22 protein-coding genes are annotated in these 24600 nt (G+C 63.8%); 18 read left to right on the top strand and 4 right to left on the bottom strand.

Annotated elements, in window-relative coordinates; all coding sequences use genetic code 11:
* Positions 1 to 336 precede the first annotated feature (336 nt).
* From WFP36_RS13745 to WFP36_RS13725, 5 genes are all read left to right on the top strand, one after another.
* Entirely contained in the window at positions 337 to 1071 is a 735-nt protein-coding gene (locus WFP36_RS13745; RefSeq protein ID WP_336981207.1) for an SDR family oxidoreductase, read from the top strand.
* 115 nt (positions 1072 to 1186) lie between these two features.
* Positions 1187 to 2341: an alpha-hydroxy acid oxidase gene (locus WFP36_RS13740; RefSeq protein WP_336981205.1), complete on the top strand. Its 1155-nt coding sequence runs from the start codon at positions 1187 to 1189 to the stop codon at positions 2339 to 2341.
* Positions 2342 to 2384: 43 nt separating this feature from the next.
* Positions 2385 to 3740 (top strand): MFS transporter, encoded by a 1356-nt coding sequence (locus WFP36_RS13735; protein ID WP_336981204.1) that lies wholly within the window; start codon positions 2385 to 2387, stop codon positions 3738 to 3740.
* Between the two features lie 15 nt (positions 3741 to 3755).
* A complete protein-coding gene (locus WFP36_RS13730) occupies positions 3756 to 5093 on the top strand; it encodes an MFS transporter (protein ID WP_336981202.1) in 1338 nt (445 codons plus the stop codon).
* Positions 5094 to 5256: 163 nt separating this feature from the next.
* A complete protein-coding gene (locus WFP36_RS13725; RefSeq protein WP_336981200.1) occupies positions 5257 to 5952 on the top strand; it encodes a Crp/Fnr family transcriptional regulator in 696 nt (231 codons plus the stop codon).
* Positions 5953 to 6008: 56 nt separating this feature from the next.
* On the opposite strand, the gene WFP36_RS13720 is transcribed toward WFP36_RS13725, so the two are convergent.
* Positions 6009 to 6692, bottom strand: coding sequence for an OmpW/AlkL family protein (locus WFP36_RS13720; protein WP_336981198.1), 684 nt, complete (start codon positions 6690 to 6692; stop codon positions 6009 to 6011).
* A 215-nt stretch (positions 6693 to 6907) separates the two neighbouring features.
* On the opposite strand from WFP36_RS13720, the gene ccoN reads away from it, so the two are divergent.
* Genes ccoN through WFP36_RS13670 form a run of 10 tightly spaced genes read left to right on the top strand, consistent with a single transcriptional unit; the run spans position 6908 to position 16237 of the window.
* Positions 6908 to 8560 (top strand): cytochrome-c oxidase, cbb3-type subunit I, encoded by a 1653-nt coding sequence (gene ccoN / locus WFP36_RS13715; protein ID WP_336981196.1) that lies wholly within the window; start codon positions 6908 to 6910, stop codon positions 8558 to 8560.
* 13 nt (positions 8561 to 8573) lie between these two features.
* Complete coding sequence (gene ccoO, locus WFP36_RS13710; protein ID WP_336981194.1) at positions 8574 to 9323, top strand: cytochrome-c oxidase, cbb3-type subunit II; 750 nt, start codon at positions 8574 to 8576, stop codon at positions 9321 to 9323.
* Complete coding sequence (locus WFP36_RS13705) at positions 9320 to 9490, top strand: cbb3-type cytochrome c oxidase subunit 3 (protein WP_336981193.1); 171 nt, start codon at positions 9320 to 9322, stop codon at positions 9488 to 9490. The genes ccoO and WFP36_RS13705 overlap by 4 nt, the downstream gene beginning before the upstream one ends.
* Positions 9483 to 10409 (top strand): cytochrome-c oxidase, cbb3-type subunit III, encoded by a 927-nt coding sequence (gene ccoP, locus WFP36_RS13700; protein ID WP_336981191.1) that lies wholly within the window; start codon positions 9483 to 9485, stop codon positions 10407 to 10409. Before WFP36_RS13705 ends, ccoP begins: the two co-directional genes overlap by 8 nt.
* The gene (gene ccoG, locus WFP36_RS13695; RefSeq protein WP_336981189.1) at positions 10396 to 11868 is read left to right on the top strand and encodes a cytochrome c oxidase accessory protein CcoG; all 1473 of its coding nucleotides are present in this window, start codon (positions 10396 to 10398) and stop codon (positions 11866 to 11868) included. The genes ccoP and ccoG overlap by 14 nt, the downstream gene beginning before the upstream one ends.
* On the top strand, positions 11865 to 12332 hold the full coding sequence (locus tag WFP36_RS13690; RefSeq protein WP_336981187.1) for a FixH family protein: 468 nt from the start codon (positions 11865 to 11867) through the stop codon (positions 12330 to 12332). Before ccoG ends, WFP36_RS13690 begins: the two co-directional genes overlap by 4 nt.
* Complete coding sequence (locus tag WFP36_RS13685; protein WP_336981185.1) at positions 12329 to 14449, top strand: heavy metal translocating P-type ATPase; 2121 nt, start codon at positions 12329 to 12331, stop codon at positions 14447 to 14449. The genes WFP36_RS13690 and WFP36_RS13685 overlap by 4 nt, the downstream gene beginning before the upstream one ends.
* A gap of 13 nt (positions 14450 to 14462) precedes the next feature.
* The gene (gene ccoS / locus WFP36_RS13680; RefSeq protein WP_336981183.1) at positions 14463 to 14612 is read left to right on the top strand and encodes a cbb3-type cytochrome oxidase assembly protein CcoS; all 150 of its coding nucleotides are present in this window, start codon (positions 14463 to 14465) and stop codon (positions 14610 to 14612) included.
* Positions 14612 to 14863: a hypothetical protein gene (locus WFP36_RS13675; protein WP_336981181.1), complete on the top strand. Its 252-nt coding sequence runs from the start codon at positions 14612 to 14614 to the stop codon at positions 14861 to 14863. Before ccoS ends, WFP36_RS13675 begins: the two co-directional genes overlap by 1 nt.
* A gap of 60 nt (positions 14864 to 14923) precedes the next feature.
* Positions 14924 to 16237 (top strand): radical SAM protein, encoded by a 1314-nt coding sequence (locus tag WFP36_RS13670; protein WP_336981179.1) that lies wholly within the window; start codon positions 14924 to 14926, stop codon positions 16235 to 16237.
* A 187-nt stretch (positions 16238 to 16424) separates the two neighbouring features.
* Here WFP36_RS13670 and WFP36_RS13665 read toward each other — a convergent pair whose 3' ends face one another.
* The 3 genes from WFP36_RS13665 to WFP36_RS13655 all read right to left on the bottom strand — a co-directional run bounded on the left by WFP36_RS13665 (position 16425) and on the right by WFP36_RS13655 (position 19272).
* On the bottom strand, positions 16425 to 17882 hold the full coding sequence (locus WFP36_RS13665) for a carotenoid oxygenase family protein (RefSeq protein WP_336981177.1): 1458 nt from the start codon (positions 17880 to 17882) through the stop codon (positions 16425 to 16427).
* A gap of 71 nt (positions 17883 to 17953) precedes the next feature.
* Complete coding sequence (locus tag WFP36_RS13660) at positions 17954 to 18814, bottom strand: class III extradiol dioxygenase family protein (protein ID WP_336981175.1); 861 nt, start codon at positions 18812 to 18814, stop codon at positions 17954 to 17956.
* Positions 18811 to 19272 (bottom strand): protocatechuate 4,5-dioxygenase subunit alpha, encoded by a 462-nt coding sequence (locus WFP36_RS13655; protein WP_336981173.1) that lies wholly within the window; start codon positions 19270 to 19272, stop codon positions 18811 to 18813. Before WFP36_RS13655 ends, WFP36_RS13660 begins: the two co-directional genes overlap by 4 nt.
* 167 nt (positions 19273 to 19439) lie before the next feature.
* Here WFP36_RS13655 and WFP36_RS13650 point away from each other — a divergent pair, with 167 nt between their 5' ends.
* The 3 genes from WFP36_RS13650 to WFP36_RS13640 are packed head-to-tail and all read left to right on the top strand — an operon-like array spanning position 19440 to position 24591.
* Positions 19440 to 22217, top strand: coding sequence for a TonB-dependent receptor (locus WFP36_RS13650; protein ID WP_336981171.1), 2778 nt, complete (start codon positions 19440 to 19442; stop codon positions 22215 to 22217).
* Positions 22217 to 23263, top strand: a complete 1047-nt coding sequence (locus tag WFP36_RS13645) for a phytase (protein WP_336981169.1) — start codon at positions 22217 to 22219, stop codon at positions 23261 to 23263. Before WFP36_RS13650 ends, WFP36_RS13645 begins: the two co-directional genes overlap by 1 nt.
* The gene (locus tag WFP36_RS13640) at positions 23236 to 24591 is read left to right on the top strand and encodes an alkaline phosphatase PhoX (RefSeq protein WP_336981167.1); all 1356 of its coding nucleotides are present in this window, start codon (positions 23236 to 23238) and stop codon (positions 24589 to 24591) included. The genes WFP36_RS13645 and WFP36_RS13640 overlap by 28 nt, the downstream gene beginning before the upstream one ends.
* Positions 24592 to 24600 lie beyond the last annotated feature (9 nt).

Here is a 24600-nt window from a genome sequence, read left to right as displayed (position 1 = left end):
CATGCCGCCCTCCGGATTGAACCTTGCGACTTGCTATCGCAGCAAGGTGCGGGGCATATAACCGAAACGGTTCGTGATGTCAAGTAGAATCGCCAAATACGCCGCTCCACCCCAACTGTCACCCCGGACTTGTTCCGGGGTCCAGCTTCTTACCCCGCAGAAAGCGGGATCCCGGAACAAGTCCGGGATGACAAAGGGGATTGAACCCAACCTTCGTCATCCCCGTTGCAGGCGCACCCCGTCCTTCGTTTGCGCACTATCGGCTTGCACTCCGCTCCGTTTTTCGGTTGGGGGAGAGGCAGGGATTAGAGCAAACGAGAAATTTGGAGGAAGCCGGTGAATCTTGAAATCCTCAAAGGGCGTGTCGCGGTCGTCACGGGTGCCAGTTCCGGCATCGGCGAGGCTTGTGCGCTGGGCTATGCCGCTGCCGGGGCAAAGGTAGTGCTGGCCGCGCGCCGGGTGGACCGTCTGGAGGGCCTGGTGAAGAAGATCGAGGCTGCGGGCGGCGAAGCGCTGGCCGCGGCGACCGATGTCACCAGCGAGGAAGCCGTGGCCAATCTGTTCAAGCAGGCCGTGGACCGTTTCGGCACCGTGGACATCCTGATCAACAATGCCGGCATTGCCGACAGCACCCCGGTCTACGAGCTTTCGCTCGAAATGTGGCACCGGGTGATCGACACCAACCTCACTTCCGCCTTCCTGTGCAGCCGCGAGGCATTCCGCATCATGAAGGACAAGGGCCATGGCCGCATCGTCAATGTCGGCTCGATCTCGGCCCGCGTGCCCCGTGCGGACAGCCCGGCCTATGCCGCCAGCAAGTGGGGCCTCGATGGGCTGACCCGCTCGCTCGCTATCGACGGGCGGGACTTCAACATTGCCGCTTCGATGTTCAATCCCGGCATCGTGGCCACCGAAATCGCGCCCGGCGCGGTCAAGCTGGACAAGGATTTCGCGGCCATGCCGGAAGATATCGCCGATGCGATCATCCACATGACCGCGCTGCCCGATCACCTCAATTTCTACGAGGCGATGATCGTCCAGAACAAGCTGCCCTTCCTCGGCCGCGGCTGAGGGACTTGCTTTCCTGTTCGTCATTGCGAGGGCCGGAGGCCCGCGGCAATCCAGGGCCTGGCGCGTTAGGCTCTGGATCGCTTCGCTTCGCTCGCGATGACGAAGGAATGTTTGCATGACCGGTAGCCCGACCTTCGGCAGTTTCAACATTGCCGACCTGCGCAAGCGGGCGAAAGCCCGCCTGCCCCTGGGCGTGTGGGAATATGTCGAGCGCGGCACGGAAGACGAGCTGGGCCTGTCGCGCAATCGCGCGGGCTTCGATGCCGTAACTTTCCGCCCGCATGTGGCCCGTAATGTGGAACAGGTGGACGGATCGACCAGCCTGCTGGGCACGCCGTCCGCCATTCCGCTGGCCGTGGCCCCCACCGGGGCGGCGGGGCTGCTGTGGTATCAGGGCGATCTGGCGCTGGCCAAGGCCGCCGCGCGCGCGGGCGTGCCTTTCACCATCTGCAGCGCCAGCACGATGGATATCGATCAGATCGCCGCGGCGGGCGGGCGGCTGTGGTTCCAGCTCTACACCTGGAAAGACCGTTCGCTCTCCTACGCCGTGGTGGACCGGGCGCAGGAACTGGGCTGCGAGGCACTGCTCGTCACGCTGGACCTGCCGGTGCCGCCCAATCGCGAATATCTCTATCATAACGGCTTCGGCACGCCCTTCCGCCTCAATGCGCGGAACACGGCAGACATATTGATGCATCCGCGCTGGCTGCTGGGCGTGATGGGGCGCTATGCCATGAGCGGAGGCATTCCTTCTCAGGCCAACCTGCCTGACCGGCTGCGCAGCCGCGTAACGCAGAGCGTGCATCCCGGTGCCCTGTTCAAGCAGGACAATATCGATTGGGACGAAATCGCTCGTCTGCGCGATCGCTGGAAGGGCAAGCTGGTGCTGAAAGGCCTGCTGCGGCCCGACGATGCCGAACTGGCGGTGAAGGCCGGGGCGGACGGGATCGTGGTTTCCAACCATGGCGCTCGCGGGCTGGACAGTTCCATTTCTTCGATGGAGGCGCTGCCTGCCATTGTTTCGGCCGTGGGCAGCAAGCTCGAAGTCCTGCTGGATAGCGGCGTAAGGCGCGGCAGCGATGTAGTGAAGGCCGTGGCTTTGGGCGCCAGGGGCGTGCTGGCTGGGCGCGCCGCGCTTTACGGTCTCGCCGCCGGAGGCGAGGACGGCGTGGTGCGCGCGCTGGAACTTCTCAAGGCCGAAACCGTCAGGACCATGGGCCTGCTGGGCGCAAGAGACATAAGCGAGGTGACAAAAGACCTGCTGGGCTGATCCGCCATAGAGAGCGGACGGCCGGGCGAAGGGGGATGACTGGGTGCAGATCACTTTTTCGCAGGCCGTAAGCACAGGCCCGGTGCGGCTGTTCCAGCTCACCGTGGTGGCGATGGTTCTGCTGGTACTGGTTTTCGACGGAATGGACGCGCAGGCCCTTGGCCTTGTCGTGCCCGGCATCATTGCCGAATGGGGCGTGGACCGGGCCGAATTCGGCGTGGCCCTTTCCGCCTCGCTGATCGGCATGGGCGTGGGTGCGTGGCTGGGCGGCTGGCTGGGGGACCGGATCGGGCGGCTCAATTCGCTGTTCGCTTCCGCGCTGATCTTCGGCGTCGCTACCGTCGCTTCCAGCCAGGTCGAAACGGTCGGCACGCTGGCCGTGCTGCGCTTTCTCGGCGGGCTGGGCTTCGGATCGGCCGGCCCTAATGGTCTTGCCCTCGCCAGCGAATGGATACCCGAACGGTTCCGCACCTATGTGATCGCGCTGCTCTCCGTCGGCACTCCTGCGGGCGGCACTATCGCGGCGGGGATTACCCCTTTCCTGCTGGACGATTTCGGCTGGCGGGGTGTGTTCGTGATCTTCGGCGGGGCTTCCGTTCTGGTCGGCTTCCTTACTCTGCTGCTGGTGCGGGAATCCCCGTCATGGCTGCTGGCCAAGGGGCGCGAGGAGGCGGCCAATCGCACGGCAAGGCGCGTGCTGGGGGCCGACATCGAATTGTTGCCGGAAGCTGGCACGCCCGCCGATGCGGCGCGGAATGGCAATGGTTCCGGCGGGAATGGCGTGGGCCTGTTCCATCGCAGCAATAGCCGCCTGACGCTGGGCGTGGGCATCGCCTTTTCCGCTTCCACCGCCGTGGTCTATGGCCTGACGAGCTGGGGCGCGGTGCTGTTCACCTCGCGCGGCTTCACGCAGGATCAGGCCATCGGCGTGATCTTCTGGGGCGGGCTGATGTCGGTGGTCGGCGCTCTGGCAGGCGGGCATCTGGTGCGCGTGCTGGGATCGCGCTTGGTGATGGCGGGCTGCTCGCTCGTCACTTTCGCCACGATTGTCGCCCTCGGCCTGATGGTGGAACATCTCGCCGCCGCGCCGGACAGCGCCACCTTGCTGGCGATCTATGCCGTGGCCTGCGTGATGGGCGGGGTGGCCAGCCTCGGCATTTCGACGATCTATGCCATGATGACGCTGGGCTATCCGGTGTCCTGCCGGTCCAGCGGGATCGGGCTCGGCATGCTGCTCGGCCGGATCGGCGGCATCGCCATGGCATGGTCGGGCGGATATCTGCTCAATTGGGGCGGCGCTTCGGTGCTGCCTTTCTTCGGCGTGATGGCGGCCTGTGCCCTGGCAGTCAGCTCGTCGGCCTGGATCATAGACCGGCATATCGCGCCGGCACGGGGATAAGAGGGAGAATAGAGGATGGCCCAGACCTTCAGCGAGGCCTTGTCGCGCTCGCCGCTCAAGGCTTTTTCGGTGGCGAGTTTCGCCATCTGCATGCTGGTTCTGGTGTGCGACGGGATGGATGCGCAGCTGCTGGGCATCGTGGCCCCCAAGGTGATCGAGGAATTCGGCGTTGCCGGCGGCACTTTCGGCATCGCGATGAGCGCGGCGCTGGTCGGCTTCGGCATCGGTTCCTGGGGCGGCGGCTGGCTGGGCGACACGATCGGGCGGCGCTGGTCGCTGGCCATCGCCACCGTGCTGTTCTCGCTTGCCACGATGGGCGCCAGCCAGGCGGGCGACGTCTGGCAGATGGCGGCATGGCGCGTGGTGGGCGGGCTGGGCTTCGGCTCGGCCTATGCCAATGCGATCACGCTGGCGGGCGAATGGCTGCCGGACCGCTGGCGCTCGGTCGGCGTCACGACGCTTTCGGTGGGCACGCCTGCGGGCGGGCTGGTGGTCGCCGCGCTCGCGCCCACGCTGGTCGATCTCTATGGCTGGCGCGGCTCCTTCATCGTGATCGGCGCCGCGACGCTGCTCGTCGTCTTCCTGATCGTGTTCGTGCTGCGGGACAGCCCCAGCTTCCTCCTCGCGCGCGGCAAGGCGGCAGAGGCCCGTGCTGCGGCACGCAAGGTGCTGCCCGGCGATGACGACATCGTGCCCGAACGCCACCATACGGACCGCGACGGGGTTGCCGTCGGCGTGTTCGACAAGGGCAATCTGCGCCTGAATCTCGGCATCGGGATCGCCTTCGCGGCGGCCGCCACCTGCGCCTATGGCATCCTCAACTGGACCACCACCATGCTGACCGCCAAGGGCTTCACCTTCGAAGAGGCGAGCTATGCCGTCTCGGTCGCGGGGCTGACCTCGATCGCGTCCTCCATTGCGGCGGGCCTGCTGGTCCAGCGTTTCGGCTCGCGCATCGTAATGGCGGTGCTCAGCGTCAGCCTGTTCCTGACCCTGCTGGTGCTGGCCTTCCGGCTGGAGCAGCTTTCCGGCGTGCCGGGGGCAGGCGAGGGCAATGTGATCGTGGCGCTGATCGGCCTTTCCGCGGCCCTGTTCAGCGCGGCCATCGCCAGTTTCTATGCCATGATGACCTATGGCTATCCGGCTTCGTGCCGCTCCGCCGGGATCGGCTTCGGCATCTTCGTCGGTCGCATCGGGGCGATCACGGCGAGCGGGCTGGGCGGCTGGCTGCTCGATCTGGGCGAAGGCAGCGTGGTGCCCTTCTTCGCGGTGCTGTGCGTGGCCGCGGTCCTGGTTTCGGCCGCCGCGATCATCGTCGACCGGCAGGTGCCGCCCGCCCGCTCCGCCGCGTAGTGGGGCAGCGGCGCGAACCGGCGCTGCGGCACTGTGGCGGAGTCGCATCGAAATAGGTATCCAAAATGCCGGAAAAGCCCGATTTCCTTGAATATTATCAAGGTAATTCAACTGGTTGATATAGACTTGTTGTGGCGACGCGCTACCATTGGTAAGCGGCGCCATGGGCTTTTGCGATACATGTGTGGTGCGCAACCGGGCAATTTGCGCCGCGCTTGACGCGAATGAGGTTGCCGCGCTGAATTCGATCGGCCGCCGCCGCAAGCTGGAAGCCGGGGAATCGCTGATCTGGGAAGGTGACGATTCCCTGCTGGTCGCCAATGTGATCGAAGGCGTGCTCAAGCTCTCCACCGGCACGGAAGACGGGCGCGAGCAGATCGTGGGCGTCGTCTACCCCTCGGATTTCATCGGCCGCCCCTTCGGCACCACCACCCGCCATTCGGTCACCGCGCTGACGGAAGCCAATGTGTGTGTCTTCTCGCGCACCGATTTCGACAGCTTCGCGCATGACCACCCGGCGCTGGAGCACAAGCTGCTCAAGCGCACCCTTTCCGAACTGGACCGCACGCGCCGCTGGATGCTGCTGCTGGGCCGCAAGAATGCGGAAGAAAAGCTGGCGACCTTCCTGCTCGACATGTCGGAAAGACTGTCCGAGCCGGGCTGCGAAGACCCGGAAGAAATGCTGAGCGAATTCGAACTGCCCTTCTCGCGCCAGCAGGTCGCGGATCTTCTGGGCCTGACGATCGAAACCGTCAGCCGCCAGTTCACGCGTCTCAAGAAAGATGGGATCGTCGATCTGCCGTCGCGCCGCGCGGTTACGATCCTTGACCGCGCGGCGCTCGAGGCAAGGGCGGGCTGACCCCTATGCCCGTTCCTTCCTCTTCCGGACGAAGGGGAAGGGCGTTTCGGGCATCCTCAGAAACGGAAGCCCATGCCGGCGCTCAGCACCCAGGGGTCGAGCGCGTGGCGAGTGGCGATCACCTCGGTGCCGTCGACGTACCAATGGGCCGACGTGTTGAGGAAGTACTTCTTCGCATCGAGAGCGAGCGACATGCCGCCATCGCCGAGCGGAATATCCACGCCGGCCTGCAGGGCCACGCCGAACTTGTCGTTCAGCTTGAAGCCGTTGGCGCCAAGGCCGACGGCAGCCGCACCGGGCTTCTCGTCGATGAAGATGAAGTAGGTCGGACCCGCGCCGATATAGGGCTTAATCGGGCCGGCATCGACGTGATACTTCAGGGTGAAGGTCGCGGGGATGATCTTGGCGTCGCTGACCAGTTCGGCGCCCGGAAGGCCGGCGGTCGCATCGACATCGTGCTGGGTGACGCAACAGATCGTTTCCACCGAGATATTGTCGGTGAAGAAATATTCGATCGCCACGGTGGGCACGTAATTGTCGTTGGCTTCGGTCTCGAGCGTGCCGGGAAGGCCTACAAGGTCCTTGTTCACTTCGGTGAGCTTGCCATCGGCGAGCACGGCAGTGCCAAGCAGCTTGAATTGCCACTTGCCCTTGTCGCCGCTGGCGCCGTCTTCGGCGTGAGCCGGAACCGACAGGGCGAAAGCCGTTGCCAGGGCCACGGCGGCGGTCATCATACGCATCGTGTCTTATCCCTCGCGCCGCAGTGGCCACCCTGTGCGGCCAAGGATTTTTGCAGCGCGATGCTCCATTCACACCGACGGCGGGGCAAAACATTGATCCCGCGCAAAACGGACGAAAACGTCAAAAGGTGCTTGAGGCACGGCGATTTGACAGCGATCAATGTGACGAGGACGCGCGAGGGGCAAAGGCCGCTCCGGACTGGAGGTAACGTCTCATGGTAAAGGTGGTATCAGGCGCGGGCATATGGCTCGCGATCCTTTTGCTGGCCGTGATCGCCGTAGCCGGCGCACATGACAGCGGCTTCGCCATCCACATGACGATCGTCGCCATTGCCGCCCTGATCGGGCTGGTGGTGAGCGTGAACAAGGCGGACTACGCCGCGATCGCCAAGGGGATACTCAGGACACCCGACGAATCGCGATATGATGACGATCCCATTCGCTGGGGCGTGATCGCGACGGTGTTCTGGGGGATTGCGGGCTTTGCGGCGGGATTGTTCATCGCCCTGCAGCTGGCCTATCCGCTGCTCAATCTGGAGCCGTTCCTGAATTTCGGCCGCCTGCGGCCGCTGCATACCTCCGCCGTGATCTTCGCCTTCGGCGGCAATGCGCTGATCGCCACGAGCTTTTACGTGGTGCAGCGCACCTGCCGCGCGCGCCTGGCCTTCCCCGGCCTCGCCCGCTTCGTGTTCTGGGGCTATCAGCTGTTCATCGTGCTGGCCGCCACCGGCTATCTGCTGGGGATCACCCAGTCGAAGGAATATGCCGAACCCGAATGGTATGTGGACTGGTGGCTCACCATCGTGTGGGTGGCCTATCTCGTCGTCTTCGTCGGCACGATCCTGAAGCGTAAAGAACCGCATATCTATGTGGCCAACTGGTTCTACCTGAGCTTCATCATCACTGTCGCGATGCTCCACCTGGTCAACAATGTGGACATCCCGGTCAGCCTGCTGGGTTCGAAGAGCTATCCGTTCTTCGGCGGGGTGCAGGGCGCGCTGGTGCAGTGGTGGTATGGCCATAACGCGGTCGGCTTCTTCCTGACCGCCGGCTTCCTGGCCATGATGTACTACTTCGTGCCCAAGCAGGCCGAACGCCCTATCTACAGCTATCGCCTGTCGATCATCCACTTCTGGGCGCTGATCTTCCTCTATATCTGGGCTGGTCCGCACCACCTGCACTACACGGCGCTGCCCGACTGGGCGCAGACGCTGGGCATGGTCTTCTCGATCATGCTGTGGATGCCCAGCTGGGGCGGCATGATCAACGGGCTGATGACGCTGAACGGCGCGTGGGACAAGGTCCGCACCGATCCGATCATGCGCATGTTCGTGCTCAGCCTTGCCTTCTACGGCATGAGCACTTTCGAAGGCCCGATGATGTCGATCAAGAGCGTGAACTCGCTCAGCCACTATACGGACTGGACCATCGGCCACGTGCACTCGGGTGCGCTGGGCTGGAACGGGATGATCACCTTCGCGGCGATCTACTTCCTGGTTCCGCGCCTGTGGAAGCGCGAGCGGCTCTATTCGATCCGCATGGTCAACTGGCACTTCTGGCTCGCGACGCTGGGGATCGTCTTCTACGCCGCCAGCATGTGGGTGGCAGGCATCACCCAGGGCCTGATGTGGCGTGAATACGGTGCCGACGGCTATCTGGTGAACAGCTTCGCCGACACGGTTGCCGCCCTGCACTGGGACTATCTGGCCCGCGCCTTCGGCGGTCTGCTCTACCTCACCGGTGCCGTTTTGCTGGTGATCAATGTGTGGCGCACCATCCTGGGGCATCAGCGTCAGGAAGCTCCGATGAGCACTGCTGCATACAATGAAGAAGCCGACCGTCCGGCGGTCGCTGTTCCGGCCGAGTGAGGAGGGAAAAGCAATGGTAAGCCTTACTCAGCATCACAAGAAGCTGGAACGCAACGTCACCCTGCTGGGCGTGTTCGCCTTCGTCGCGGTGATCATTGGCGGGATCGTGGAGATCGCTCCCCTCTTCTGGATCGACAACACGATCGAGAAAGTGGAGGGGATGCGTCCCTACACGCCGCTCGAACAGGCAGGGCGCGACATCTATGTGCGCGAAGGCTGCTATGTCTGCCACAGCCAGATGATCCGTCCCTTCCGTGACGAGGTCGAACGCTATGGCCATTACAGCCTCGCCGCGGAAAGCATGTACGACCATCCGTTCCAGTGGGGCTCCAAGCGCACCGGGCCTGACCTGGCCCGCGTGGGCGGCCGCTATTCGGACGAATGGCACGTCCAGCACCTCAAGGACCCGCGCGCAGTGGTTCCCGAAAGCGTGATGCCGCCCTATGCCTTCCTGGCGGATCGCGATCTGGAGATCGGCGATCCTGCAGCGCGGCTGGTGGCCCTGAAGAATGTCGGCGTGCCCTACAGCAAGGCCGATATCGAACGCGCCAAGGCCGATCTGCTCGCCCAGGCCGATCCCAATGCCGATGCCGGCGATCTCGCCACGCGCTATCCCAAGGCGCAGGTCCGCGATTATGACGGCAATCCGCAGCGGCTGACCGAAATGGATGCGCTGGTCGCCTATCTCCAGATGCTCGGTACCCTGGTCGACGTGAACAGTGCGGCGGCTCAGGAAGACCTGGCGACGGAGAAGGGCCGATGAGCGGCCATTCGATCTACGACAACCTCCGCCACATCGCCGACAGCTGGGGCCTGATGGCGATGATGGTGGTGTTCGTGGGGCTGTGCCTGTGGCCGTTCCGGCCGGGCTCGAAGGGCCACAATCAGGAAGCCGCCGAAGCGATCTTCAAGGACGATAGCGATGACTGACAAGAGAATCGACGAGGCAACCGGCGTCGAAACCGTCGGGCACGAATGGGACGGCATCGAAGAACTGAACAACCCGCTGCCGCGGTGGTGGATCCTCAGCTTCTATGCCTGCATCTTCTGGGCACTGGTCTATTGTATCGCCTACCCGGCCTGGCCGATGATCTCCAAGGGCACCGAAGGGATGCTCGGCTGGACCAGCCGCGGGCAGCTCGCCACCGAGATGAAGGCGCAGGAAGAAGAACGCGCCGCCAATGTCGCCGCGCTGGCCGGCATGCCGATCGAGCAATTGCCGGGCAATCCGGAACTGATGCGCGCGGCGGTGGCCGGTGGGCGTGCGGCCTTCAAGGTCAATTGCGTCCAGTGCCACGGCTCGGGCGCGGCGGGCAGCAAGGGCTATCCCAACCTGAATGACGACGATTGGCTGTGGGGCGGCGACCTGAAGGCGATCGAGACCACGCTGATCCACGGCATCCGCCAGCCGGGCGACGATCAGACCCGCTTCAGCCAGATGCCCAGCTTCGGCCGTGACGGCATTCTGACCGGCGGTCAGATCAGCGCGGTGGCCAGCCATGTGCTCGCGCTTTCGGGCAAGGGCAAGGACAGCGCCGCGGGGGCACAGCTGTTCCAGGAAAACTGCGCCGTATGCCATGGCGCCGATGGCAAGGGGATGCGCGAATTCGGTGCGCCGAACCTGACCGACGCGATCTGGCTGTACGGCGGCGCTCGCAAGGATGTGATCGCAAGCGTCACCAATGCGCACGCAGGCGTCATGCCGGCATGGGGCAACCGTCTGGACCCCGTGACGATCAAGATGCTGGCGGCTTATGTCCATTCGCTGGGAGGGGGCGAAGATTTCACCGAGCAGGCGGCACCTGCTGCACCCGCAACCCCGGCGGAACCGACCAATGAACAACCCTGACAGAATAAAGGTCCCGGGATCGCATATCCCGGGGCCGGAGAAGCTCTACGAAAAGCGGAAGGGCGTCTATCCGCAGAAGATCGACGGCCCTTTCCGCCGCTTCAAGTGGTTCGTGATGTTCGTCACCCTGGCGATCTATTACGGCACCCCCTGGCTGCGCTGGGATCGCGGGCCCTATGCCCCGGACCAGGCAGTGCTGGTCGATCTCGCCCATCGCCGTTTCTACATGTTCGGCATCGAGATCTGGCCGCATGAATTCTATTTCGTGGCGGGCCTGCTCATCATGGCCGGCATCGGCCTGTTTCTGGTCACCAGCGCCGTCGGCCGCGCATGGTGCGGCTATAGCTGCCCCCAGACCGTGTGGACCGATCTGTTCCAGCATATCGACCGCTTCGTCGATGGCGACCGCAACGCCCAGGCACGCCTCGCCAAGGCTCCGTGGGGCCCGAACAAGATATTCAAGCGCACGCTCAAATATTCGATCTACCTGCTGATCAGCTTCTGGACCGGCGGTGCGTGGATCATGTATTTCGCCGATGCGCCCACGCTGACCCATGATTTCTGGGCCGGACAGGCAGAGCCCATCGCCTATGCGACCGTCGCGGTGCTGACTGCCACGACCTTCCTGCTGGGCGGTTTCGCCCGCGAACAGGTGTGCATCTACATGTGCCCCTGGCCCCGCATCCAGACCGCGATGCTGGACGAGAAATCGCTGATCGTCACTTACAAGGACTGGCGCGGCGAAAAGCGCGGCAGCCTGAAGAAGGCGGAAAAGAGCCCCGGCGAATTCGGCGACTGCATCGATTGCAACCAGTGTGTTGCCGTCTGTCCGACCGGCTACGACATCCGTAACGGGCCGGATATCGCCTGCATCACCTGCGGGCTGTGCATCGACGCCTGCGACCGCGTGATGAAGGAAGTCGGCCGTCCGCGCGGGCTGATCGACTATGCCACGCTGGAGGACAACAAGCGCGAAGCCGCAGGCGAAACGCCGCGCCCCGTGTGGAAGACTATCCTGCATCTGCGCACGCTGATCTATCTGGGCGTCTGGGGCGGGCTCGGTCTGGCCCTGTTGTTCGCCCTCGGCACGCGCAACCATACGGACGTCACGGTCGCGCAGGATCGCAACCCGCCCTTCATGCTGATGAGCGACGGTTCGGTGCGCAATGCCTACACGTTGAAGCTGCGCAATATGGAAAGCCGTCCGCGCAGGATGGAAGTGGCGATCGAGGGCCTTCCCGGCGCCGTGATGTGGAGCGAGGACATGCCGCGCGAGGCGGCCGCCCGCAAGATTGTGCGCGATGTCCCCGCTGACGAGATCGACACGATGCGTGCCTATGTCGTCATGCCGGAAGGCGCAAAGAGCCAGAAGTTCACCTTCACCCTGCGCTCGCTCGACGAAAAGGGCGAGAGCGATAGCGGCGAGGCCAACTTCGAAGCACCCGGAGCAGAGGAATGAACACCACTTCGTCCCCCAAGACAGGCCGTTTCACCGGCTGGCATGCCGCTGCGATCCTCGTCGCGTTCTTCGGCACGGTCGGCACGGTGAATGTGGTGATGGCGCGTTATGCCACTTCCACATTCGGCGGCGTCGTAGTCGAAAACTCCTATGTGGCGAGCCAGGAATTCAATGGCTGGCTCGACAAGGCGGAGAAGTCGCAGGAACTCGGCTGGAAGGCGCAGGCAAGCCGGCTGGCGGACGGACGCGTGACGGTCGCCCTTGGGGGCGCCCCTGAAGGCGCCATACTCAAGGCGGAGGCACGCCATCCGCTTGGCAGGTTGCCCGACGTGCAGATGAGCTTTGCCCGTCAGCCCGACGGCACCTTCCTGTCGGCCCAGTCCCTGCCCGCCGGGCGCTGGATCCTGCGGCTTGAGGCACAGGCCGGCAGCGACAGCTGGCGCGCGGAGGAAGCACTGCAGTGACCGCACTAGCCCGCCAGGATCAGGACCACGCCGTCCAGACGGTGCTTGCCGTGCCCGGCATGCATTGCGCAGGCTGCATGTCCAAGATCGAGCGCGGGCTTGAGGGGCGCCCCGGCATCGTCTCCGCGCGGGTGAACCTGTCCGCCCGGCAGGTCACCATCGCGCATGACGCCTCGGTCCGGCCGCGGGATCTGGTGGAAGAACTGGACCGCATCGGGTTCGAGGCTGAACCGCGCAAGGGCGCACTGGCCCGCTCGCAATCGGCAGTGAAGCCGCTGCTCGCGCCGCTGGCCGTGTCGGCCTTTGCCTGCATGAACGTGATGCTGCTTTCGGTCAGCGTCTGGTCGGGGGCGGATGGCGCCACTCGTTCCATGTTCCACTGGATCTCCGCCGGGATCGGCATCCCGGCCATCATTTACGGCGGCATGCCCTTCTTCAAGTCCGCCTGGGGCGTATTACGGCGCGGCCGGACGAATATGGACGTGCCGATCTCCATCGGTGTGACCCTCGCCACCGCCTTGAGCATCTACGAGACTGTCACTGGCGGGCACGATGCCTGGTTTGACGGAGCATTGATGCTGCTGGCCTTCCTGCTGGCAGGCCGCGTGCTCGACGCGATGATGCGTGATCGGGCCCGTACCGGCGTGGACGCGCTGCTCAGCCATGCAGCGCAGGGCGCCATGGTCGTGGCGGCGGACGGCACTGTCGAATGGAAGAAGGCCGACGATCTGGCCCCTGGCATGGTGATGCGCGTGGCGGCGGGCGAAAGGCTGGCCGCCGATGGCGATATCGTGTCCGGCGGCAGCCGCTTCGACCAGTCGCTACTTACCGGCGAAAGCGCGCCCGTGCCCGGCGCGGCGGGGGACCGCGTGCTGGCCGGTACCCTGAATCTCGATGCCCCGGTGGACGTGCGCGTGCTGGCCATCGGGCAGGATACCACACTGGCGGAAATCGCCCGGCTGATGGAAGCCGCCGCGCAGGACCGCTCCAAATATGTCCGCATCGCCGACCGCGCCGCCCGGCTTTACGCCCCAGCGGTTCACACGCTTGCGGCCCTGACTTTCGCTGGCTGGATGATTGCCGGGGCTGGCTGGTACCAGTCGCTCGTCATCGCGATCTCGGTGCTGATCATCACTTGCCCCTGTGCGCTGGGCCTTGCCGTGCCCGTGGCGCAGGTCGTGGCGAGCGGCGCGCTGATGCGGGCCGGTATCATGGTGAAGGACGGCTCGGCCCTTGAGAGGCTGGCCAAGGCAGACCGTGCCTTGCTGGACAAGACAGGGACACTCACGCTCGGCCGACCGGTGCCCGATCCGGCCGTTCTGGCCAATCTCCCGCCCGACGCGGCAGCCGTGGCCCTGTCGCTTGCTTCGCATAGCCGCCACCCGATTTCCAAGGCGCTGGCCGGATCGCTCACCGCTCGCAATGTGCGCGCTGTCGAGCTGGAAGGCGTGGAGGAACGCCCGGGCGAGGGCGTGTTCGCCAGCTATCGGGGCAGCAAGGTCGCACTGCGCCGCCCCGAAGGGGCGAGCGGCATTGCCGTGACGCTGGAGATCGAAGGGCGCCCGACCTGGCTGATCCCCTTTGCTGATCGCCTGCGCCCTGACACTGCCGAGGCATTGGCGCGTCTGGCGAAGATGGGGGTCGAAGCCTCGATCATCTCGGGCGATCACAGGGAATCGGTCGCTCAGGTCGCACGCGAGACTGGCCTATTCGCCCAGGCCGAGGCCTCGCCGCAGGACAAGCAGGACCTGATCCGCCGGCTGCAAGGCGCGGGCCGCAACGTGCTGATGGTGGGCGACGGGCTGAATGACGGCCCGGCTCTGGCCAAGGCAGACAGTTCCATTGCCCCCGGCTCCGCCAGCGATGTGGGGCTGCAGGCTTCCGATCTAGTCTTCGTGCAGGATTCGCTGATGGCCCTGCCGCGCTCGGTGCATGTGGCGCGCTCCACCATGCGGGTGGTGAAGCAGAATTTCGTCCTGGCGATCGGTTACAATATGCTGGCCGTGCCCCTGGCGATTGCCGGCTATGTCACTCCGATGATCGCGGCGCTGGCCATGTCGACCAGCTCGCTGGTAGTGGTCGCCAATTCGCTGCGCCTCGCGCGTTCGGCACGGTGAGAGGAGGGGCGGAATGAATGTGATCGCGATCCTCATTCCCGTGGCGCTGCTGCTGGGCCTTGGCGGGCTGGCGGCATTCTTCTGGTCGATGAAGAGCGGCCAGTTCGAGGATATGGACGGCGCTGCCAGCCGCATCCTGATTGACGATGAGGAGGATAGCTGATGGGCCCGTTGACTCAGGCCTTCGCCGTGGTGGCGCTGGTCCCGGCCGCCGCCAACCCCTCGCTCATGCTGCGCGGTGAAGCGCTGCTGATGACCCTGTGCGGCGGGGGTACGATCAGCGTGCCGCTCGACAATCCGCTGCCGGGCACGCAGGGTGCCGCTTGCTGTGCCAAGGGCTGCCATTCCTCGGATAAGAAGCGCAAGGGCGCGGGCAATGGGGCAGGCCTGCCCGGAGAGCCCGAGGGCGATTAGAAGCCTTCTCTTTGACCCACCGCAATGCGGAAGGGTGCCAGGCCTGCTCTATAGGCTCTCATGTGGCCTTATTATCCCGATCTGCTCTCGCGGCCCGTGCCGCGTTACACGAGCTTCCCCACCGCCGCCGAGTTCAAGTCCGGCACAGGCGCGAAGGAATATGGCGCCGCGCTGGAAGCCGCGGCCGGCGATGTCTCGCTCTATCTGCACATCCCCTATTGCGAGAAGATCTGCTGGTATTGCGGTTGCAACACTGGCGCGGCAAACAAGAAGCACCGGCTGGCGAGCTATCTCGAGGCACTGCATCGCGAGATCGCACTGGTCGGTTCGCGCCTGCCGCGCGGCGCCAAGGTGCGCCGGATCGCCTTCGGCGGCGGTAGTCCCAATGCGATTGCGCCCACCGATTTCGTCCGGTTGATGGATGCGCTGGTGGTGCATTTCCCGCTCGCCACGCCCGATATCTCCATCGAACTGGACCCGCGCACGCTGGAAGATCATTGGGGTGAGGTGCTGGCGGGCGTCGGCATCACCCATGCAAGCCTGGGCGTGCAGACCTTTGCCCCGCATCTGCAGGAGGCAATCGGGCGCGTGCAGCCGGCCGAGATGATCGAGCGCGCCACCGCCATGCTACGCCGTGCGGGTGTCGGTTCGCTCAATTTCGATCTGATGTATGGCCTGCCCGGCCAGACGCAGCAGGACCTTGAGGAGACGCTGGAACGCACCGCTTTGCTGGGCGCCAATCGCGTGGCCCTGTTCGGCTATGCCCACGTGCCCCATCTGATCCCGCGCCAGAAGCAGATCGACGCGACCAATTTGCCTGGCCAGGACGAACGCTTCGCCATGGCTCTGTTCGGTTATCGCGAGCTGACGGGCCTTGGCTATGAGCCGGTGGGCTTCGACCATTTCGCGCTGCCCGGCGATCCACTGGCGCAGGCGGCCCTGTCGAGCAGGCTGCATCGCAATTTCCAGGGCTTCACTGACGATACGGCACCGGTCCTGCTGGGGCTGGGCGCTTCGGCGATCAGCAGCTTTCCCGAACTGCTGGTGCAGAACGAGAAGAATGCCGGGCGCTATCGCATGCTGCTGTCGCAGGACATCCTGCCCCATTCGGCGGGGATCGTGCGCGACGGGGACGATCAGATGCGCGGCAAGGTGATCGAGGCGCTGCTGTGCCAGGGCGCGGCAGCGATCTCGCTCGAACTGGTGGATGAGGCCATGCCGCTCCTCGCCCCCTATTTCGAGCGCGGCCTGTGCACTTATGACGAAGGCGTGCTGACGATTGCGGGCGAGGCTCTGCCCTATGCACGAAGCATTGCGGCGGCTTTCGATCCCTATCGTCAGGATTCCCAGCGCCGCTTCAGTTCGGCGGTCTGAAACCCTCTCTCCCGGAAAGCGGGGTCTGCATCTGCGGGCCCCGCTTTTTCACGTCTGATCGCTGCGTCTTGCCAAGCGCGGCGAAATTCGTCAGACCTCCCCTCGCAAGACAAAAAAGAAGGCGGCCTGCCCTGGGCTAGGGGGGCAGACCGCCAAGTCGGGAGAAGCGACAGGGGGCTCTTGGCGGTCAGGCCGCGAGCTTATCCCCGTCTGCCCAATTGCCGTGAAGTCCCTGACGCAGTCGCAGGGGAAGCTTGGCACGAGCAACAGGACCTCTTGCGACATCGAGTGCATCGAAGATGCACAAGTCGGAATAGTTTGTGACGTGGTTGTCGACGAGCGCGACCAGCCAGCCGTCGCCTTCCGGCGCGTCCTTGCTGCGCGGAATGAAGCAGGGTTCCTGCAGGGCGCCGTCGGGCCCGCACCACCAGCTCTGTTCCTCGCCGGTGGCGTGGTCATAATGGGTTAGCGAATTGATCACGCCCGCGAAGGGTCCCGGAGGGCCGTTATAGGGCTTGGCGAAATCGTAAGTGATCATCCAGCCGTGGCGATAGGGCTTGCCGGCGAAGCGATCGTCGATGCGCGGGAATTCGCCCGGCATCTTGCCGAGCGGCTCCATTGACTGAATCTCGTCGCTGTTGGAGGCAAGGTCCACGGTAAAGCGCATCAGATTAGTGACGGCTTCCTGCGGGTTGAACGGGCGGCCGTCCTTTTCGGGAAAGAAGGGCAGGCTGCCCGTCTTGCTGGTCGGCAGGTCGAAATGGATCTTCGTCCCGTCCTGGAAGGCGTTCATCACGTGGCAGCCGCACACGCTGGGGTCCATCTTGAACCAGCGCATGTCGCTGCCATCGCCATCGCGCCGCAGCACACCCAGATAGAAGGGGAGGTCGCGGTCGTAATAGAAATGCGGGCGTCCTTCCTCCAGCACGCTCCAGTCGGAGTGATAGGGGCTGACGTTGAACACCGCATAATCGCCCGCGATGCAGAAATCGTGGAGCATGGTGTAATAGGGAACACTGAAGTTCGCCTTGCGCACCACCTTGCCGGCCGAGTCGATCTCGAAATAATGGCAAGCCTCGGTCAGCGGGCCGTCGATGGCATAGCCGAAACCGCAGAAATTGCCGGTTTCGTGATCGATTTTCGGATGGGCAGTGAAGGGCGCATTGCCCAGATCGCCGTCGAAATCCGTGTAGCCGTCAGTCGCCAGCGAATTGCGGTCCATGATCAGGCACGGGCTGTCTTCCTTCATCGCGAACAGCTTGCCGGCATGGACCATCACGTTCGTGTTGGCCGTGCCGCGAATTTCGCCCTTCACGCTCTCATCGTCGGTCAGGTGGTTGCGGTACATGCCGAACAGGCTCTTGCCCGCCGCATTTTCCAGCTTCCACTTGTCGGTCTGGGCATAACGCTGCTTGAAGCTGACCTTGCCGTCCTTGAAGCGGAACATGGAGACCATGCCGTCGCCATTGAAGAACTGGTCATGCGGATATTTCGGCGCGAATTGCGGGTCCGGATGGACGCGATAGAACGCCCCGTCGAGGTCGGCAGGGATTTCCCCTTCGACCTCGAGGTCATTGATGTCCCCTTCGATGCGGATCAGCCGCAGGACATCCTGATAGAGCGGTTCGGGTGGGAAGTGGACCATGGCTTTACCTCTCCTTTATAACGACCGTTACGATAACGGTCGGAGCAAGGAGGGCTTTGACCTTCATCAAATCACGCCGACGCCGGAAGGAATTCGCGATTTTCGAACAATACCGTCGCAGCGGCGGTGTTCGAGATCGGCACGTGATAGTTGGACGCCAGTTCCACCACGTCGCCCGTCAGGGCGCCGCGTGCAGCCAGCCAGTTGAGAATCTCCACCCCCTGACTGCCTGCCAGCTCGACGATTTCGAGAGAATCGTGGCGCAGCAGCGCTTCCGGATTCGGCCCGATATTGTCGAGGCAGAAATGGTCATATTCCTTGTTGATGAAGCCGGCGCGCTTGCCTTCCAGCTGGTGGGACAGGCCCCCCGTGCCGAAGACGACGATCTTCTCGCCGCCCTTCCAGCTCTTGAGCGCACGGCCCACTGCCCGGCCGAGGTCGAAGCAGCGCTTGGGGCTGGGCAGCGGGTGCTGCACCGTGTTGATCGCGATCGGCACCAGCTTGACGGGAAATTCTTCCGTGCCCGGCCAGCATAGTTCGTAAGGAACGGCTACGGCATGATCGACCAGCATCGACTGGCAGGTCACGGGATCGAATTCGCTCGCCACCACCTGCTCGATGATGTGCCAGGAAAGCTCGGGATGGCCGGCAAAGGGACGCTTGAAGGCAATGCCCCAGCCTTCGTCCTCGTGCCGGTATTCAGCGGCAGCGCCGATGGCGAAGGTCGGCATCTTGTCGAGGAAGAAGTTCAGTCCGTGGTCGTTGTAGAACACCACGGCGACGTCGGGCTTTTCCCGCGCGAGCCATTCATGGACCGGATTGAATCCGTCGAAGAAGGGCTTCCAGTAAGGGTCCTGCTGCAGCCCGCGCGCGATGGCGTTGCCGATGCCCGGCACGTGGCTGGTGAAGATGCCGCCTGCAACCTGGCTCATGCTGCTGCCCTCCGGGTGGTTTCGCCATGGGCGAGAAGCGCTGCCTTGAAGTCGTCGAGGCTCTGGCCGGTCTGCAGCGCGCCGAGATCCTGCACGTTGAGGCCGAGGATGCCCGCCAGCTTGGCAAGGTAATAGACGTTGCCGCCTGCATCGAGCATGCCCAGTACGTCGCGATTGCGCACCGCGACCTTCTGTTCCTCGCTCAGGCAGTATTGGGCCATGTAGCCTTCTTCGTCCGCCGCGAAGGCGTCACGATTTTCCTTCAGGTTGAAGGAATAGCACATGGCATTGAGCGCATAGCCCCGCATGGCCAGATCGCCGTCGAACGGCTCCGTGCCAAAAATCTGCCTTTTGCCGCTTGCGGCCTGGCCGGCATTCATTGCGCTATCTCCCGGATCGAATTTCTCACTGCTGGCCGAATAGCCGAGTCGGCCAAGCTTGTTGTTGAGCGGGATCAAAATTGCCCGGCGCCGTTTTGGGGCCGCAAAGCTATCGCTGGATGGGGCGACCTGTTGCCGTTCGACAACAGGGGTAGAATGTCATGTAACTGTCACTGACACGTAGCTGACACGTCACGAACCGTTCCTACCGCCCGCCGCGGACACAGGATCGGAGATATCCCCTCATGAATACCCCTCGTTTGCTCGTATCGACTTGCGCCACGGCCATTGCCGTCGCCGTCGCGACCCCGGCGATGGCCGGCGATGTCACCGGCTTCGTCTACGATGCGTCTGAAACGGCTGCACTGCAGTCGGCACAGGTGCGCGTTGCTGAAGTGAATCGCGTCGTGAGCACCGGCCGCGATGGCAGCTACACGATTGCCGACCTTCCTGCCGGTACCTACACGCTGGAAGTGACCTATGTCGGCGCCGAAACGGTCCGCCAGACAATCGAAGTTCCCGCGACGGGCACGATCCGTCAGGACGTTGCTCTGGGCAGCGGTTCGGATACGATCCTCGTCATCGGTCAGGCTGCCAACGTTGCCAGCGCCCTGTCGCGCCAGAAGGCGGCTGACGGCGTGAGCAGCGTGCTTACCCGCGATGCCGTTGGCGAATTCCCCGACCAGAACGTGGCGGAATCGCTGCGCCGCCTGCCGGGGGTCAATATCCTCAACGACCAGGGCGAAGGCCGCTTCGTTTCGGTGCGCGGTCTCGATCCGGAACTGAACGGCACTTCGATCGACGGCGTGCGCCTGCCCGCCCCGGAAGCCGATGTCCGCTCGGTGGCGCTCGACGTCATTTCCTCGGATACGATTGAATCGATCGAAGTGAAGAAGTCGGCCACTCCTGACATGGACGGCGATTTCATCGGCGCCTCGGTCGAGATCAAGACCGCCAGCGCCTTCGACGCGCGCAAGAACCGCTATTCGGTGACCGCCGAGGGTAGCTACAACGATTACGACGGCAGCGTGACCCCGAAGGGCAGCCTCGACTTCACCCAGAAGCTGGGTGATAATTTCGGCATTGCCGGTTCCGTCAGCTATTACGAGCGCCAGTTCGAAACCGACAATGTCGAAGCGGACAACTGGCTGGAAGTCGACGGCACCTACTTCAATCCCGCCGTCGAATATCGCGATTACGATGTGAAGCGTAAGCGCATCAACGCTTCGCTCTCGTTCGACTGGCGCGCGTCGGATACCACCAAGGCCTATATCCGCGGCAACTGGGCGCAGTTCGACGACCACGAATATCGCCGCCGCACGACCTTTGATCTCAGCGAATTCGAAGATGATGGCCCGTCTTCCGTGAACGGTTCTACCGTCAGCTTCGATACGGCCGATCAGGAAATCACCGTCGAGCGCGACCTGAAGGACCGTTTCGAACGCCAGCTCATCCGCTCGGTCTCCGTCGGCAGCGAAACCGATACCGGCACCTGGAAGTTCGACTGGCAGGCCAGCTATGCCAAGTCTTCCGAAAAGGAAACCTGGTCGCTTGACCCGGTCCGTTTCGCTTCCAGCTTCGATGACGAATCCGGCGTCGTGATCGATTTCGACAATTCGGGCCGTTACATCCCGGTCTATTCGATCGCCAGCGGCGCGGATGAAGTGAACGATCCGGAGAACTACACCTTCGACCGCGTCGAATTGACCACGCTTTCGGGCAGCACCGACGAGGAATACGCCCTCAAGGCCAATCTGGCGCGCACGTTTGCCATGTCCGGCGGCGACTTCACCGTCCAGGCCGGTGCCAAGGCCCGCTGGCGGGAGAAGTCCTATGACTTCGAAATGACCCGCTACAAGAAGTCGAAGAAATATACGCTGGCCGATGTGCTGGGCGAACAGACCTATCGTCTGCTCAACATGGGGCCGGTCATGAGCAAGACCGACACGGCCGAATGGTTCCTCGACAACGAAGCAGACCTGTCGATCAACGAATATGCCTCGGCCCTGGACTCGGCGACCAGCGATTATTCCGTGAAGGAAGACATCACTGCCGCTTACCTGCTCGGCCGTTGGGACAGCGCCACCTGGCGCGCGATCGGCGGTGTGCGCATGGAGCACACGCATAACGAGCTGAACGGCAACGTCGTGACCGATGACGAGGACAATCTCGACCTGCCGCTGGTCGAGCCCGTCCAGTACGAGCGCAACTACACCAATTGGTTGCCGAGCCTGACGCTGCGTTACAGCCCCGAGGATAATCTCGTGTTCCGTCTGGCCGGCTACAAGACGCTGGTGCGTCCCAAGCTGTCGGCCATGGCGCCGCGTTCGACCGTCAATGAGGATAACGAAGCCGAGTTCGGCAATCCCGATCTTCTGCCTTACGAGGCGTGGAACGCGGATGCCGGCGTTGCCTATTACTTCTCTGGCAATGGCGCGATCTCGCTGGGCGGCTTCTACAAGGATATCAAGAACTACGCCGTGACGCAGAGCTTTACGGACTTCACCTATGAAGGCGTGACCTATGACGAGTTCACGACCGCCATCAACGGCGACAGCGCCGAAGTCATGGGTATCGAACTGAGCTACAGCCAGGCCTACACCATGCTGCCGGCGCCGCTGGATGGCCTGCTGACGCAGTTCAACTACACCTACACCCACAGCAAGGCGACACTGGCCGACGGCCGCGAAATTCACATGCCTGCCGCCTCGCGCAATACGTTCAACGTCGTGCTCGGCTACGACAAGGGCCCGATCGACCTGCGTCTGGCCGGCACCTATCGCGACAAGTACCTCGACGAAGTCGGCGGCGATGCCGAAGAGGATCGCTGGGTGAACAACCACTTCCAGCTCGACTTCTCGGCGAAGTTCAAGGTGATGGAAAACCTGCGCCTGACCTTCGACGCGATCAACCTCAACAACGCGAAATACTTCGCCTACCAGGACTTCGGCGGCGCCCAGCGCCTGCTGCAGTTCGAGAAATACGGCCCGACCTTCAAGTTCGGCGTGAAGGCGAACTTCTGATGCGGGTTGGTAAGACTGCTCTGATCGTCACGCTTGCAGGCGCCCTTGGCGCCTGCAGTACCACGCCGCCGGTCAATTCCTGGCCCGCGGCCCCCGTATTCGCTCAGGGCGAGACCGTTCCGGTCGGCACCGGCAATGCCGATGCTGCCGACGATCCCGCGATCTGGCGCAATGCGGTCAATCCGGAAGCCAGCCTGGTGATCGGCACTGACAAGAAGGCCGGGCTTTATGTCTATGGCCTCGATGGACAGGTGCGCGATTTCCATCCCGACGGGCGGCTCAATAATGTCGACCTGAAGGACATGGGTTCGGCCGGTGTGATCGTGGCGGCGAGCGATCGCAATGACATCGCTGCCGCGCAGATTCGCCTGTACCGGCTCGACACGGCCAATGCGAAGCTGATGCCGCTCGGCGCCGTGCCGGGCGGTGCGGGCGAGGGCTATGGCATCTGCCTGCTGGAGCAGCCCGACGGCCTCCACGCCTTCTCCGTGCTGAAGGATGGGAAGATCGAGGAGTTCCGCCTCGAACTGGGCGCCACGCCTGCTTCCGTTCCGGTCCGCACCATGAAGCTTCCGACGCAGACAGAGGGCTGCGTGGCCGATCCGCGCGACGGCACGCTCTATGTCGGGGAAGAAGACGTGGGCATCTGGCGCTTTGCCGCCGGGGCGACCCAGGGTGAGCTTGTCGCCAGGAACGACAATCTTCAGCTTGTGTCCGATACCGAGGGCCTCGCGATCCTGCCCAAGGGCGAGAACGGCGGCTGGCTGGTCGCCTCCAGCCAGGGCGACAACACCTATGCCGTGTTCCACCTGCCGGGCATGGAGCCCGCCGGTCGTTTCCGGATTGCGGAGGGTGCTTTCGGCTCAGCCGAGGAAACCGACGGTATCGACTTGCATGCGGGCGATTTCGGGCCGAAATATCCGAACGGGCTCTTCGTGGCTCAGGACGGACATAACGGCACGCGCGCCCAGAACTTCAAGCTGGTTTCATGGGCCGACATCGAAAAGGCACTTGAAACATGGACCGCACCGCCGGCGACAAACTGACTTTTGCCACGCTTCCCGAGGCTGCCCGTCGCGCGTTCCTGCGTGCGACGGGCAGCGCGTTTGTGGCCTTGGTCGCGGCGAACTGCATGGTCCGCCCGGGCATGGCGGCAGTTCTGAAGCTGGCGGAAGGTTATGGCCCGTTGGTGCCCGATCCCGCCGGCATGCTCGATCTGCCGGCGGGCTTTTCCTATCGCGTTCTTTCCCGTCTGGGTGACGGGATGAGTGATGGCGGCAATGTGCCGGATCATGGCGACGGCATGGGCTGTTTCGCGCTGCCCAATGGGAAGATCGCCCTTGTCCGCAATCACGAATTGATGCCCGATGGGGACAGCGGCGGGGAGATCGCACGCGGTTACGACCGGCAGGACGGGACCGGCCCGGTCCTGCCCGGCGGCACGACCACTATCGTGCTGGATGCCGCGACACTGGAAGTCGAAAGCCAGTTCCGTTCGCTCGGCGGCACGATCCGTAACTGTGCGGGCGGCACCACGCCCTGGGGCAGCTGGCTGACCTGCGAGGAATTCGTCTCAAAGGCAGGTGGGCGCCTGGGGCAGGATCACGGATATGTGTTCGAAGTGGCGGCCAATGCCACTGGCCCGGTAGACCCGGTGCCGCTCAAGGCCATGGGCCGCTTCAACCACGAAGCCGCCTGCGTCGATCCAGCGACCGGCATGGTCTATCTGACCGAAGATCGCGGCGACGGGCTGCTCTATCGCTTCATCCCGAAGGTTCCCGGCCAGCTTGCCGAAGGCGGCAGGCTGCAGGCGTTGGCGCTTGAAGGCGGCCTGACGGACAGCCGCAATCATGACAGCGCGGCGATGCAGGTGGGCGATTGGCATGAAGTCCACTGGGTGGATATCGACGTGCCCGACAGTCCGCAGGACGATCTGCGCCTCCAGGGTGCGGCGAAGGGCGCTGTCCTCTTCGCGCGCGGTGAAGGCATCCACATGGGTGAGGGGGAGCTTTATTTCTGCTGCACCTCCGGCGGCGCGCTGCAGCGCGGCCAGATCTTCCGGCTGAAGCCGCAGGCTGGTGGGGATCAGCTGCAACTCTTTTTCGAAACCGCATCTCTCGATCAGTTCAATTACGGCGATAACCTGACCGTTGCGCCCAACGGGCATCTGGTGGTGTGCGAAGACCAGTATTCGGAAGTGGTCGACAATCACCTGCGCGGCATCACGCCTGCGGGCGAGGCCTATACGCTGGGCCGCCTGCGGATGCAGACCGAACTGGCGGGCGCCTGTTTCTCCCCCGACGGGAAGACGCTGTTCGTCAACGCCTTCAGCCCGACCACGACCTTCGCCATCACTGGCCCCTGGATGGCCTGACCGGCCGAC

This window comes from Fulverythrobacter fulvus (assembly GCF_037154085.1).
GTDB classification, from domain to species: domain Bacteria; phylum Pseudomonadota; class Alphaproteobacteria; order Sphingomonadales; family Sphingomonadaceae; genus Andeanibacterium; species Andeanibacterium fulvum.
This window is presented reverse-complemented; position numbering and strand designations above follow the sequence as displayed.